General features: G+C 67.3%; 13 protein-coding genes. 6 read left to right on the top strand and 7 right to left on the bottom strand.

Annotated elements, in window-relative coordinates; translation table 11 throughout:
• Positions 1-16 precede the first annotated feature (16 nt).
• Together ACZ5KP_RS06715 and ACZ5KP_RS06710 are read right to left on the bottom strand one after the other, a co-directional pair.
• A complete protein-coding gene (locus ACZ5KP_RS06715) occupies positions 17-733 on the bottom strand; it encodes a type 1 glutamine amidotransferase (RefSeq protein ID WP_460923242.1) in 717 nt (238 codons plus the stop codon).
• A gap of 91 nt (positions 734-824) precedes the next feature.
• Complete coding sequence (locus ACZ5KP_RS06710) at positions 825-1,037, bottom strand: hypothetical protein (protein ID WP_460923244.1); 213 nt, start codon at positions 1,035-1,037, stop codon at positions 825-827.
• A gap of 148 nt (positions 1,038-1,185) precedes the next feature.
• On the opposite strand from ACZ5KP_RS06710, the gene ACZ5KP_RS06705 reads away from it, so the two are divergent.
• Both ACZ5KP_RS06705 and ACZ5KP_RS06700 read left to right on the top strand, forming a co-directional pair.
• Positions 1,186-2,310, top strand: coding sequence for a tRNA (guanine(26)-N(2))-dimethyltransferase (locus ACZ5KP_RS06705; RefSeq protein WP_460923245.1), 1,125 nt, complete (start codon positions 1,186-1,188; stop codon positions 2,308-2,310).
• A gap of 171 nt (positions 2,311-2,481) precedes the next feature.
• Positions 2,482-3,783, top strand: coding sequence for a YihY/virulence factor BrkB family protein (locus ACZ5KP_RS06700; protein ID WP_464761890.1), 1,302 nt, complete (start codon positions 2,482-2,484; stop codon positions 3,781-3,783).
• Between the two features lie 487 nt (positions 3,784-4,270).
• On the opposite strand, the gene glnA (ACZ5KP_RS06695) is transcribed toward ACZ5KP_RS06700, so the two are convergent.
• Together glnA (ACZ5KP_RS06695) and glnA (ACZ5KP_RS06690) are read right to left on the bottom strand one after the other, a co-directional pair.
• Entirely contained in the window at positions 4,271-5,623 is a 1,353-nt protein-coding gene (glnA, locus tag ACZ5KP_RS06695) for a type I glutamate--ammonia ligase (RefSeq protein ID WP_460923248.1), read from the bottom strand.
• A 475-nt stretch (positions 5,624-6,098) separates the two neighbouring features.
• On the bottom strand, positions 6,099-7,451 hold the full coding sequence (glnA, locus tag ACZ5KP_RS06690) for a type I glutamate--ammonia ligase (protein WP_460923250.1): 1,353 nt from the start codon (positions 7,449-7,451) through the stop codon (positions 6,099-6,101).
• A gap of 119 nt (positions 7,452-7,570) precedes the next feature.
• Here glnA (ACZ5KP_RS06690) and lrp point away from each other — a divergent pair, with 119 nt between their 5' ends.
• The gene (gene lrp / locus ACZ5KP_RS06685; RefSeq protein ID WP_460923252.1) at positions 7,571-8,026 is read left to right on the top strand and encodes an HTH-type transcriptional regulator Lrp; all 456 of its coding nucleotides are present in this window, start codon (positions 7,571-7,573) and stop codon (positions 8,024-8,026) included.
• Positions 8,027-8,159: 133 nt separating this feature from the next.
• On the opposite strand, the gene ACZ5KP_RS06680 is transcribed toward lrp, so the two are convergent.
• Together ACZ5KP_RS06680 and ACZ5KP_RS06675 are read right to left on the bottom strand one after the other, a co-directional pair.
• The gene (locus tag ACZ5KP_RS06680) at positions 8,160-8,531 is read right to left on the bottom strand and encodes a 30S ribosomal protein S8e (protein WP_460923254.1); all 372 of its coding nucleotides are present in this window, start codon (positions 8,529-8,531) and stop codon (positions 8,160-8,162) included.
• Between the two features lie 102 nt (positions 8,532-8,633).
• Entirely contained in the window at positions 8,634-9,494 is an 861-nt protein-coding gene (locus tag ACZ5KP_RS06675; RefSeq protein ID WP_460923256.1) for a TatD family hydrolase, read from the bottom strand.
• 169 nt (positions 9,495-9,663) lie between these two features.
• Here ACZ5KP_RS06675 and ACZ5KP_RS06670 point away from each other — a divergent pair, with 169 nt between their 5' ends.
• Positions 9,664-10,104: an RDD family protein gene (locus tag ACZ5KP_RS06670; protein WP_460923258.1), complete on the top strand. Its 441-nt coding sequence runs from the start codon at positions 9,664-9,666 to the stop codon at positions 10,102-10,104.
• 114 nt (positions 10,105-10,218) lie between these two features.
• On the top strand, positions 10,219-10,668 hold the full coding sequence (locus ACZ5KP_RS06665; RefSeq protein ID WP_460923260.1) for an RDD family protein: 450 nt from the start codon (positions 10,219-10,221) through the stop codon (positions 10,666-10,668).
• Positions 10,669-10,676: 8 nt separating this feature from the next.
• On the opposite strand, the gene ACZ5KP_RS06660 is transcribed toward ACZ5KP_RS06665, so the two are convergent.
• Positions 10,677-11,183 (bottom strand): NYN domain-containing protein, encoded by a 507-nt coding sequence (locus ACZ5KP_RS06660; protein ID WP_460923262.1) that lies wholly within the window; start codon positions 11,181-11,183, stop codon positions 10,677-10,679.
• 146 nt (positions 11,184-11,329) lie between these two features.
• Here ACZ5KP_RS06660 and gcvT point away from each other — a divergent pair, with 146 nt between their 5' ends.
• The gene (gene gcvT / locus ACZ5KP_RS06655; protein ID WP_460923264.1) at positions 11,330-12,418 is read left to right on the top strand and encodes a glycine cleavage system aminomethyltransferase GcvT; all 1,089 of its coding nucleotides are present in this window, start codon (positions 11,330-11,332) and stop codon (positions 12,416-12,418) included.
• Positions 12,419-12,431 lie beyond the last annotated feature (13 nt).

Genomic DNA, 12,431 nt, shown 5'->3' with positions numbered 1-12,431 from the left:
CGTCGAAACGACGCCGTCAGACCTCGGCCCGCTCCCCGCCGTCGAGCTCCGTCTCCGCGACGATCGCGAGGAAGTTGTCGAAGAGCTGCTTGGCCTCGCAGGCCGCCGCGTAGTTCTCGGCGTCGATCGAGTCGAGTGCCTGCTCGACCAGCTCGTCGCTGGCCTCGCCGTCGCGCTTGCCCTCGGTGACGCGGCGAGCGGTCCCCTGGTCGTACTCGGGGTGGAACTGGACGCCGTAGACGTCACCGATCTGGAAGGCGTGGATCGAGCGGTCGTTCCGGGCGAGGAGCTCCGCGCCGGGTGGCAGCTCGACGACCTCGTCGGAGTGGGTCGCGAACGCGGTGAACGAATCGTCGATCCCCTCGAGAAGTCTGGAGTCCGCGGTCGTGCGCTCGATCGTGGCGTAGCCGAGCTCGTACTCGTCCATCGCGGCGACCTCGCCGCCGAGGACGTCCGCGAGGAGCTGGTGGCCCCAGCAGACCCCGAGGACGGGCAGCCCGCGATCGATGGCTTCGGCGACCCACTCCTTGATCGCCGGGATCCAGGGCTCGTCCCAGTAGACCGAGGCCCGCGAGCCGGTGACGACGACGCCGTCGAACGCGAACGTCGTCGGGACGTCGCCCTCGGTGACGTCGTACTCGACGAGGTCGGCGTCGAGCTCCCGGCGGAAGTTCCGGCGGGTGTCCTCGTTGCCGTGGGAGGCGTCGAGCACGGCGAGTCGGGGTCGCGTCATTGACAGGGATACAGGCGGTCACGGGAAAAGGGCGTTACGCTCCGCGACGCCGGTGGCGGCGGGCTCCCCGGGTCGGTCTCCCTCGCGTCGGTCACTCCGGCGTCGGTTCCTCGACCTCGTCGAGCGCTGGCCGCCGACGGAGGTAGAGGAGGATTCCCAGCCCGATCGTGAGCGCGAGGACGCCGGCCCACTGGTCGCCGTCCATCCCGCGCCGGGGCGCGTCGCGGTACACGTAGGTGATCGATCCCCACGTGAGGAGGACGACGGCCGCGATCGCCGGCACGACGATCGGGTAGTAGGACACGCGTAGAACGCGGCGACCGCCGCTCAAAACGCTTGCGCGTTCGGAACGCGACCACCGCCAGCCCCTCTCCCGATCGCGCACCCCCGGCGACACGAACCGCCGACGCCGTCCGGCAACGCTTTTCGGTAGGGCACGACTTCCCGAGAGCATGGAGGTCACAGAGGGTGCGGTGACGATCGAGGTGCCCAGCACCTCCGAGGAGGAAGTCGGTGACGACGTGTTCTACAACCCGAACCAGGAGCTCAACCGCGACCTCACGATCGCGGTGCTCCGGGCCTACCGCGAGCGCGAGCCCCGTGCAGCGTCCTATCTCGACGCCATGGCAGCGAGTGGCATTCGTGGCGTCCGGGCCGCCGCCGACGGCTGGGACGCGACGCTCTGTGACCTCGACGCCGACGCGATCGATCTCGCCCGCCGGAATCTCGATCTGAACGACCTCGACGGGACGGTCCTCCAGCGCGACGCGCGGGCCCACCTCCACGAGTCCCTCACCGACGTCGTCGACGTCGATCCCTACGGCTCGCCGATGCCGTTCGCGGACGCGGCGCTCGCGAACACCCGCAACCTCGCCTGCGTGACCGCGACGGACACGGCACCGCTCTGTGGTGCGCACTTCCAGGCCGGCGTCCGCCGGTACAGTACGGTCCCCCAGAACACGGAGTACCACCGAGAGATGGGCCTGCGCGTCCTCCTCTCGGCGCTCGTCCGCACGGCAGCCCGCCACGATCGCGCGGCGCGGCCGATCTTCAGCCACGCCACGCGCCACTACGTCCGGTGCTACCTCGAACTCGAGAGCGGCGCCGGGCTCGCCGACGACTGCGTCGACGAGCTGGGCCACGTCGCCCACTGCGAGGACTGCCTCCACCGGGTCGCCGAGCGCGGTCTCCACGCTACCTTCTCCGCGCACGACTCCCTCCCCGAGCGCTGTCCTGCCTGTGACGGCGAGCGCGTGTTGATCGCGGGGCCGATCTGGCTCGGACCCGTTCGGGACCCGGAATTCGTCGAGACGGTCAGCGAATCGGTCACCGACGAGATGGACACGGCCGAGCGTGCCCGGGACCTGCTCGACACGATCGCCGGCGAACTCGACGAGCCGACCCATTACGATCAGCACCGACTCTGCAAGGCGTGGGGTCGCCCGGCGAGCGGCATGGACGAGTTCATCGAGCGACTCCGCGACGCCGGATTCGAAGCGAGCCGGGCGCACTACTCGGGCACGGCGTTCAAGACCGACGCGTCGGTCGACGCGATCCGCGAGGCGACCGGGGAGTAGCTGGCCGAATGCTGCGTGGGGCGTTCGAAGGCACCGGCTACCGCGGCCGCGGTAGCGGGTGAATCCCCCTTTCTTACAGTCTCCCGGCGCGTCGTTTCCGACGTGTCCGACGTTCTGCACCGTTTCGGCCGGGGAGCTCTCGCGGTGGTCCAGACCGCGAGGAACGCCCAGATGACGTTCCTGGCCGCTGCCGTCGCGTACTACGCGTTCCTCTCGCTCGTACCGCTGCTCGCGCTGGCGCTCGTGATCTCGACGGCGATCGGGGGCGAGGCGCTCGTCGAGCGGCTGCTCGCCCGGACTGACGCGGTGTTGACGCCCGAGACGCAGGATCTCCTCTCCGAGGCGCTCGTCGGCGGCGAGGGTCGCTTCGGGGCGACGGCGTTCGGTGCGATCGCGGTCTCGTGGAGCGCGATGGGGGTGCTTCGCGCGCTCGACACGGCGTTTTCGCAGGTCTACGGCACCGCCGACGAGACGACGTTCCTCGGCACGATTCGCGACGGTATCGTTGTGATCGCCGCGATCGTGGTCGGTGCGACCGCGATGGCAGCTGTGGTGGTCGGCGTCGGGGAGCTTCCCCTTGGGCCGCTCGCGACGCCCGTCACGATGGTCCTGGGTGTTTCGACCCTGACCGTCATTTTCCTGCCGATGTACTACGTGTTCCCGGATTTTCCAGTCAGCGCTCGCGAGGCGTTCCCGGGGGCACTGACGGCCGCGCTCGGCTGGATGCTCCTCGGTGCCGGGTTCTCCTTTTACGTCGAGATTGCCGCGAGCGCGGCGCTCTACGGCGTTCTCGGCGGAATTTTCCTGCTGATCACGTTCCTCTATGCGGGCGCGTTCGTCGTCGTCGCCGGCGCCGTCGTCAACGTCGTGGTTGGACCGGATCGGCAGCTACAACAGGGTAGCAGTCCTGGCCCCGGATTGACGACGACCATGGCAGGCGCTCCAGGCTCCGGCACGGACGACGAGGAGTCCTCCGACGGCGTAGAAGGGCCCGCGACCGGCGCCGGCAGCGACGACGCCGCGGGTGCGGACGACGTTGCCGGCCAGGCTGGCGATCGAACCGTCGGCCAGGACGCCGCGGAGTTCGATCCCGGTGAGCGAACCCCTGAAGAGGCGCGTCTTCGCGAAGAGGTCGCCGACCTCCGTGCCGAACTCCGTGATTTCCGCGACGACGTCGAGGATCGCACCGTCGAGCGCGACACGGTCGAGAGCGATCTCCGGCGGTACGTCCGCCAGCGCGTCCGGCGCGGGCACGCGCGGGGCTGGGGCCCCTATCTCGTCCTCCTCTACGGCACCCTCATGACGGTCGCCGCCTTCTACTTCCTCTCGAGTGGCTGGGCCATCCTCGCGATGCTCGTCATCTGGCTGTCGACGCTGGGGCTCTACACGCTAATGGTGCTGATCGGCGCAGGTCTCAATCTGCTCGGCCTCCCGGGACGACTGCGCGATCGGATCGGGGACTGGAGGTCCTAAAGGACCTTTTTTGCGCTCGGGTTTCCTCGGCCGCTCTTCGAGCGGCCTGCGGGAACCGCTCGCGCAATAAATCTGGACCAAAAAAGGCCGGCGGCTCGCTCACAAACCGCGTTCGCTCGCCGCCGGAGAACCGCTCGCGTCGCTCCGCTCGCTCGCGGATGCTCGCAGCCGTTGGCCGGCTGGTCTCTCCGCCGGTGGTGTTGAACCGTCGGCACGCTGCCCGACTGATGGACCTACCACGCTCCAAGATCGATTCGTAATTCGTGACAGTAGCGGGCTGACTGTCTGTCGACGTCAAGATGATTCCCCGCCGCCGTGCTGTGCGGTCGTGTGATTGATAGAGAGAATCGTCCGCGAGCGCCGGAGGCGCGAGCGGTTCCCCGAGCCGAGCGAAGCGAGGCTCGGCCTTTTTTGGTCCAGATTTTTTCGAGGAGGGTGCCCGCAGCGCCAACGGCGCGAGGACACCCGACGAGAAAAAAGGTGGGCGTTAGAAAGTTTCTAGGTACTGCTCCTTCTCCCACTCCGAGACCTCGGCGATGTACTCGGAGTACTCGGCCTTCTTGGCCTCGATGAACTTCTCGGAGACGTGGGGGCCGAGCGCGGACTGGACGACCTCGTCCTCCTCGAGGGCCTCGACGGCCTCGCCGAGGTTGCCCGGCAGCGTCTCGATGCCGTACTCTTCGCGCTTCTCCTCGTCGAATTCGTAGATGTTCTCCCGGACGGGATCCGGGCAGTCGAGGTCGCGCTTGATGCCGTCGAGGCCGGCCTGCAGCATGACGGCCAGCGCGAGGTAGGGGTTACACGACGGGTCGGGCGAGCGCAGCTCGATGCGGCTGGCTGCGGGCACGCGCGCCGCGGGCTTGCGGACGAGCGCCGAGCGGTTGGTGTCGGACCAGGCGACGTAGATCGGGGCCTCGTAGCCGGGCACCAGGCGCTTGTAGGAGTTCACGGTCGGGTTGCAGACCGCCGTGATCGCCGGGGCGTGCTCGAGGATGCCCGCGAGGAAGCTGTAGGCCTCCTCGGAGAGGTCGAACTCGTCGTCGGCGTCGTGGAAGGCGTTCTCGCCGTCTTCGAACAGCGAGAGGTGCGTGTGCATGCCGGAGCCGTTGATGTGTGCGATGGGCTTGGGCATGAACGTCGCGTGGACGTCGTCCTGGGCCGCGGTGGCGCGGACGACGGAGCGGAAGGTCGCGATGTTGTCCGCCGTCGTCAGGCCGTCGTCGTACTTGAAGTCGATCTCGTGCTGGCCCTCGGCGACCTCGTGGTGGGAGGCCTCGACCTCGAAGTCCATGGACTCGAGGTTGTAGATGATCTCCCGGCGCAGGTCGCTGGCGAGGTCCTTGGGCGCGAGGTCGAAGTAGCCACCGGCGTCGTGGGTGATCGTCGTCGCGCGACCGTCCTCGTCCTCCTCGAAGGCGAAGAACTCCGGCTCGGGACCGGCGTTGAGCGTGTAGCCCATGTCCTTTGCCTCCGCGAGTGCGCTCTTGAGCACCGTCCGCGGGTCGCCGACGAACGGCTCGCCCGTGGTGGTGTTGATGACGTCACAGATGAGACGGCCCGCGGCGCCGTCGTCGTCCTCGCGCCACGGCAGCACGGCGAACGTGGCCGGGTCGGGCTCGAGGCGCATGTCGGACTCCTGGATGCGGACGAACCCCTCGATGGAGGAGCCGTCGAAGTAGATGCCCTCCTCGAAGGCCTTCTCGGCCTGGCTGGCAGGGATTGAGACGTTCTTGACCGTCCCCAGGATGTCGGTGAACTGGAGGCGAAGGAAGTCGATACCCTCCTCCTCGATCTCTTCGAGAACTGCTTCGTCTTCCGGCGTGAGGTTTCCGGTTGCCATGTCGATCTCCGGATGAACGATAGAGACGGGATATTAAACGACTGACTGAGCGTGCAATTCTTCCGAACTGCGCGAAAACAGTGGACGAACGTTTCGAACTCTCCGCGAGGCCCGATCGGTTCTTCTACACCGCCTCTGATGATGGGTATATTTCGGTCGTTCGTCCACTCGGCCGCCGTTCGATGACTGGACGGTCGGAAATTCGTCCGGCATTGCGTCGCTCGCGGCGGGGGTTCGGCATCGCGTGGGTCGTTCTACCAATGTTCGAGTGCGCACGCGAGAACGTGTTCCGCTGCGGTTGCTGTGCGGTGCGGTCCAGCGAGAGTGAGAGAATCGTCCGCGAGCGCCGACGGCGCGAGCGGTTCCCCGAGCCGAGCGGAGCGAGGCTCGGCCTTTTTTGGTGGAGATTTTTTGCGGGAGTGGTGCCCACAGCGACCGAAGGGAGCGAGGACACCCGAGCGCAAAAAAGGTCCGTTCAGAAGGTTTCCAGATACCGGTCGATCTCCCAGTCGGAGACTTCGGCCTTGTACTCGTCGTACTCGGCTTGCTTGGCTTCGACGAACTTCTCGGCGACGTGCGGGCCGAGCGCGTCGGTGACCACGTCGTCGTCTTCGAGTTCGGCGACGGCCTCGCCGAGGTTGGCGGGGAGCGTCTCGATGCCGTACTCCTCCCGTTTTGCCTCGTCGAACTCGTAGATGTTCTCCCGGACGGGATCCGGACAGTCGAGGTCGCGCTCGATGCCGTCGAGACCGGCCTTTAGCATGACGGCCAGCGCGAGGTAGGGGTTACACGACGGGTCCGGCGAGCGCAGCTCGATGCGGCTCGCGGCCGGCGTCCGTGCGGCGGGCTTTCGAATCAGCGCCGAGCGGTTGACGTCCGACCAGGCGACGTAGACGGGCGCTTCGTAGCCGGGCACCAGGCGCTTGTAGGAGTTCACGGTCGGGTTGCAGACCGCCGTGATCGCCGGGGCGTGCTCGAGGATGCCGGCGACGAACTGCTTGGCCGTCTCCGAGAGGTCGAACTCGTCGTCGGCGTCGTGGAAGGCGTTCTCGCCATCTTCGAACAGCGAGAGGTGGGTGTGCATGCCGGAGCCGTTGATGTGGGCGATGGGCTTGGGCATGAACGTCGCGTGGACGCCGTTCTTCTGTGCGGTCGCGCGAACGACGGAGCGGAAGGTCGCGATGTTGTCGGCAGTCGTCAGCCCGTCGTCGTAGGTGAACGCGATCTCGTGCTGGCCTTCCGCGACCTCGTGGTGGGAGGCCTCGACGTCGAAGTCCATCTCCTCGAGGTTGTAGATCATCTCTCGCCGGAGGTCGCTGGCGAGGTCCTTGGGCGCGAGGTCGAAGTAGCCGCCGGCGTCGTGCGTGATCGTCGTGGCGCGGCCGTCCTCGTCCTGCTCGAAGACGAAGAACTCCGGCTCGGGACCGACGTTGAGCGTGTAGCCCATCTCGGCGGCGTCGTCGAGGGCGCTCTCGAGGACGGCACGGGGATCGCCGGCGAAGGGCTCGCCGGTGGAGGTGTTGATGACGTCACAGATGAGCCGGCCCGCGGCGCCGTCCTCGTCCTCGCGCCACGGTAAGATTGCGAACGTGGAAGGGTCCGGATCGAGACGCATGTCCGACTCCTGGATGCGGACGAACCCCTCGATGGAGGAGCCGTCGAAGTAGATGCCCTCCTCGAAGGCCTTCTCGGCCTGGCTGGCAGGGATTGAGACGTTCTTGACCGTCCCCAGGATGTCGGTGAACTGGAGACGAAGGAAATCGATCTCTTCAGCTTCGATCTCCGCCAGAACGGCCTCCTCTTCGTCAGTGAGCGTACCGGGTGTCATCGATGGATGGATCGACGGACTGCGCTACTAAAGTGCTGATGATCCGCTAAATTGTCCCTGTTGGCCACTAAACTGGATATTCGTAAAGCTATTGTACGTGCCTTTCGTCGTTCTGGTTGATGACGTACGAAAATCTCGATGCCAAGTTGGTGAATGAACTCCTCGGAGACGGGCGGGCGAGTCTCCGCAGCTTGGCAGAGGAACTGGACGTCTCGGTCACGACCGTCTCGAACCACCTCGGCGACCTCGAAGACGGCGGCGCCGTGCAGGGATACACGCCGATCGTCGACTACTCGCAGATGGGCTTCGACGTCACGGCGATCCTCCAGTTGAAGGTCGAGGGCGACGCCCTTCCCGAAATCACGGACCGACTCGACGGCGAGAAGCAGATGGTGTCCGTCTACGAGGTCACCGGGAACTACGACATCATCGCCGTCGGGAAGTTCAACGACACCGACGACATGAACGACCAGATCAAGAAACTGCTCACGGATCCGGACATCAAGGAGTCGAACACGTCCGTGGTGCTGAACGCGGCATCCGAAAACGAGCAGTTCCAGCTCGAGACCGAGTAACGCTCTGCGGCCGGCGGCGTGGGCCGCCACAGCCCGTCCTCCCCGATCGATTGCGGTCGATCGGAACCACTCCATCGCCCAGAGCCGGGGCTCCGCTCCTCACGGGAAGCGAATCGGAGAACGACGACGCTGCTTACTCCAGCGCGACCGCGTTGACCTGGCCGTCCTGGCCGGGTCGGGAGACGACGCGGGCCTGGCCGGCGTCGGTCTCGATGACGGCGCCCTTCGTGACGATGTTTCGACGGACGTAGTTGGGGTTCGCGTCGTTCTCGACGACGTCCTCGATCTCGGCGGCGACGGTCTCCTCGCCGTCCGCGACGCTCGCGACGTCGGTGCTGAGCGCGCGGACCTTCTCGGAGTTGCCGCGGGCGTCGACGACCTTCAGCCGCTGTTCGCCGACCTCGGTCTCCGTGGGTTCGGTCCCGATCTCGTGCTTGCGTCGCTTGCGCTTGGGCCGCCGGCGGCCGCCGGTCCGGCTGCGCGTAGAGCGTCCGTGTTCGACCATAGGGACGAAATCGCCGAGCGGACACTTGAACCTCTCGAAAGGGCGACGTGACGATACGGGCGCCAAAACAGGGGTCCACCGCCGCACACCGACGCCGCTCGCTCACCGGTCGAGCGTCGCCTCGGTGTCGACGCCGTACACCGCTGCTGGCGTCTCGACGTGAGCCGTCCGGATCGCGTCCTCGTAGCCGTCGTCGAGCAGCCACTCGACGCGGCGCGGGACGGTCTTCGGGCCCATCACTGCGCCCGGTCGCTCCGGATCGTCGAGGAAGTCCGTCTCCATGAGGAACGGTTCGTCCTCGGCCTCCGCACGGTCGGCCGCGCGCACGAGTTCGTCCTTGTCACAGATGACGCTCGGGATCGGCCCATCGAGCCGCCCAGCCGCGTAGTGCTTGACGACCTGGCCACGCGGGAGCCCCGCGTCTTCGGCCAGCTCCGCGACCGTGGAGAAGTCCTCCCCGGACTCGGCGTGGAGCTGGACGGCACAGCCGAGCTCCGCGGCGGTCTCGAAGGCGTGGCCCATGACGGCGTTCGAGGCGTCCCAGACGGCGTCGGGCACGTCGTAGTGTGGTCGGCCGGACTTGAGAGCGAGGGCAGGGCCGTCCGCGACGTACTCCGCCGCGACGTCGATGCCTGACTGCATGAGATCGCGAGCCGTCGCTGGATCGAATCCCCGGTCGTCGACGAGCTTCGAGACGAGGCCGGGGTGGACGCCCAGCACCGGCCACGCCCGGCCGGGAAGCACCTCGCTGGCTCGCTCGACGACGTCGATCGTGGACTCGAAGCCGACGCGGAAGTCGTCGGGCTCCTCGACGGCGACGTCGTAGTGCCAGGAGGGAAGGTTGCAGACGAGCAGGTGGGTGCCGCCGGCGTCGGCGAAGGTCTCGACGGCTTCGACGCCGCGGCCGCGCTCCGCGGAGAGGTGCAGGTGGTCGTCGAGCACCGGGCCGTCGTAGGCTGTCATGGGCGTGGGTTCGGCGTCGGTCGTGGAAAAGCGCCGGGGTTGCGAGCGGTCCTGGTCGCGAGCGTGGGCGGTTCGCGATCCGTCGAGCGTACTCACCACTCGCACGCCGACGTTTGCCGTCCCTGGAAACGGTTTTGTACCCCGCCTTCGTCGCCATCGATCCGTAGCGATGGTTGGAGATATCTCAGCAGGTGGCTCGGCCGGGTACAGAACCGACGTCGTCGGTTCGCGGGCCGTCGCGCAGGTCGTCGACTGGATCGTGGCCATCGTCGTGACGTTCGGCGTTGCACTGCTCCTCCTCGAGACCGGCGTTCAACCGACGCGGGGGGCATTCGGACTCATCGCAGGCACCAGCGCGTTCCTCTACAACGCCCTGCTCGAGGGGTTCTGGGGCGGGCAGACGGTCGGCAAGCGCCTGGTCGGGATTCGAGTCCGGGGTCAGCGCGGAAGCGACGTCTCGGTCGGCCAGGCGTTCATCCGAAATATTCCCGCGATCGTCTCGCCCGGCCTGTTGCTCTACCTCGTCGCGTTGCTCTCGATCGCGATGGACGACAAGAAGCGGCGCGTCTTCGACCACGCCGCCGGAACGATCGTCGTTCGGGGGTCCTGACGCTCGAAGGGTGGACCGCGCTGGTCCACACTGTCGTGCGCAGGCACGCCACAGTGCACCAGTCCGTACTCTCCGTAGCTGACCTTTTTGTGAGCGTAACCGGTCCGCCGTCGCGTGAGTAGTCAGTCATCCCTCGTCTCTGCGTTCGATACCCGCGTCGTCGGCGATCGCGTGGTCGCACAGATCGTTGACTACGGCTGCGTTTTCTGTGCGATGCTTCTGGTGCTGGTGTTCTGGGGGTACACCTGGGATGGACTGCTGGATCTGTCGCCTCCCGAATCCCCACTCGATCTGGTCGTCCTGTCGATCGGGTTCTGCTACAACGTCGTCACGGAGGATCTGTGGAACGGCCAGACCGTCGGGAAACGGCTCGTCGATATTCGGGTTCGAAGCGACGGGGGTGGCCGGGCATCGCTCCAGCAGATTGCCTTGCGGAATCTCCCTGCACTCCTCTGGTCGAACGGGCTGATCTACGTGGTCGGTCTGCTCTCCGCCACCGTCGACGAGCGGAACCAGCGAAACTTCGACAAGGTCGCCGATACGGTGGTCGTCGACGCCGACTGAGGCCGTAGTCACCGCTCCTCGAGCACCACGGCCTCGTCGGCGGCGTTCGCGAGCGCGTCGGAGTTCCCGTACTCGCCCGGCGAGAGCGCGACCGTTCGGATGCCGTCCTTCCGTGCGGCCTCCAGTACGGGCTTGAAATCCGTGTCGCGGGAGGCGAGCGCGAGCACGTCGATTTCTCCCGCGCCGATCGCGGCGGTGGCGTCGACGGCGAGGCGGACGTCGACGTCGCCGCTGGTCACGACGACTTCGAATCCGCGTGCTTCCGCGGCCTGGATCAGGCTCGCGGGCGCATTCTCGTCGAGGTAACACCGCGAGACGGCGAGCGGGCCGTGGGCGCTCCCGGCCTCCCGGACGTCGTCGAGGTCGACGGAGAAGTCCTCCCGGAGCACGTTCGGGCCGTCGACGAAGAGGCCGACGCGGGGTTCGACTTCCCCCCGATTTCCTGCTCCGCGGTTTGGGGCGCCATCGCTGTCGGCTCCATCGCCCGATCCGAACAGTCCGCGGAGCCATCGCATGCCAGCGTCTGCGAACGGGTCGCGAATAGGGGTGTCGATGCGACGCAGCGGGAGATCGGTACTGCTCCCCCTCGCCGGGGCCGACTGCGACAGGCCGTCACACACCGATGAAAAGACATTACCCCGCGGCGACGGAGGAATCTACTATGGCAGAGCGGACGCCGCCGTTGCACGACGAGCACCGTGGCGCGGACGCCGAGTTCACCGACTTCGGTGGCTGGTCGATGCCCGTGGACTTCGGAGGCATCCGTGCCGAGCACGAGGCCGTCCGCGAGTCGGTCGGGCGCTTCGACGTCTCCCACATGAGCCAGCTCGTCGTCGCGGGGCCGGACGCCACCGAGCTGATGGACCGGCTGACCACGAACGACGTCGCCGCGCTCGACGTCGGCGACGCGCAGTACGCCGCGATCACCGACGAGCGCGGCGTCATGCTCGACGACACCGTCGTCTACCGACTGTCCGACCGGCAGGGCCAGCCCGCCTACCGGTTCGTTCCCAACGCCGGCCACGACGAAGAGATGGCCGATCGATGGAAATCCCACCGCGACGAGTGGGGGCTCGCCGCCGAGGTCGATAATCGGACCGGCGACGACGCGATGCTCGCGATCCAGGGCCCCGACGCGATGGCGACGATCGCCGAGGTCGGCGAGGACGTCTCGGATCTCGGACGCTTCGAGGCGCGCTGGGCCGACGTCGCCGGCGTCGAGTGCTGGGTCGCCCGCACTGGCTACACTGGCGAGGACGGCGTCGAACTGATCTGTCCGGCTGCGACGGTGGCGGACGTCTGGGAGGCCTTCGATTGCCAGCGTTGCGGGCTCGGCGCGCGCGACACTCTTCGGCTCGAGGCCGGGCTGCTCCTCTCAGGCGAGGACTTCGACCCCGATGAGAATCCTCGGACGCCCTACGAGGCGGACCTCGGCTTCGTCGTGGACTTCGGCAGCGAGTTCGTCGGCCTCGACGCGCTCGCCGAGCAGGCCGAGGAGGGCGTCGCCGAGCGGATCGTCGGCTTCAGCCTCGAGGAGCGCGGCGTCCCCCGTCACGGCTACGCGATCGAATCCCCCGACGGCGAGGAGATCGGCGAGGTGACCAGCGGGACGATGAGCCCGACGCTCGAGGAGCCGATCGGGCTGGGCTACGTTCCCACCGACCACGTGGAGCCGGGCACGGAGCTCCGCGTCGTCGTCCGTGGCGACCGGAAGGACGCGACCGTCCGCGAGCTTCCCTTCCTCGAGTAGTCGATCGGCGGTG

It is taken from the genome of Salinarchaeum chitinilyticum (assembly GCF_055390775.1).
This window is presented reverse-complemented; position numbering and strand designations above follow the sequence as displayed.

Bases quoted from the DNA above. Each gene is read 5' to 3' on its own strand.
- gcvT (WP_460923264.1), top strand. From the start codon at position 11,330: ATGGCAGAGCGGACGCCGCCGTTGCACGACGAGCACCGTGGCGCGGAC.
- ACZ5KP_RS06700 (WP_464761890.1), top strand. From the start codon at position 2,482: ATGACGTTCCTGGCCGCTGCCGTCGCGTACTACGCGTTCCTCTCGCTC.
- ACZ5KP_RS06705 (WP_460923245.1), top strand. From the start codon at position 1,186: ATGGAGGTCACAGAGGGTGCGGTGACGATCGAGGTGCCCAGCACCTCC.
- ACZ5KP_RS06675 (WP_460923256.1), bottom strand. From the start codon at position 9,494: ATGACAGCCTACGACGGCCCGGTGCTCGACGACCACCTGCACCTCTCC.
- glnA (WP_460923250.1), bottom strand. From the start codon at position 7,451: ATGACACCCGGTACGCTCACTGACGAAGAGGAGGCCGTTCTGGCGGAG.
- lrp (WP_460923252.1), top strand. From the start codon at position 7,571: ATGACGTACGAAAATCTCGATGCCAAGTTGGTGAATGAACTCCTCGGA.
- ACZ5KP_RS06670 (WP_460923258.1), top strand. From the start codon at position 9,664: ATGGTTGGAGATATCTCAGCAGGTGGCTCGGCCGGGTACAGAACCGAC.
- ACZ5KP_RS06715 (WP_460923242.1), bottom strand. From the start codon at position 733: ATGACGCGACCCCGACTCGCCGTGCTCGACGCCTCCCACGGCAACGAG.
- ACZ5KP_RS06680 (WP_460923254.1), bottom strand. From the start codon at position 8,531: ATGGTCGAACACGGACGCTCTACGCGCAGCCGGACCGGCGGCCGCCGG.
- ACZ5KP_RS06660 (WP_460923262.1), bottom strand. From the start codon at position 11,183: ATGCGATGGCTCCGCGGACTGTTCGGATCGGGCGATGGAGCCGACAGC.
- glnA (WP_460923248.1), bottom strand. From the start codon at position 5,623: ATGGCAACCGGAAACCTCACGCCGGAAGACGAAGCAGTTCTCGAAGAG.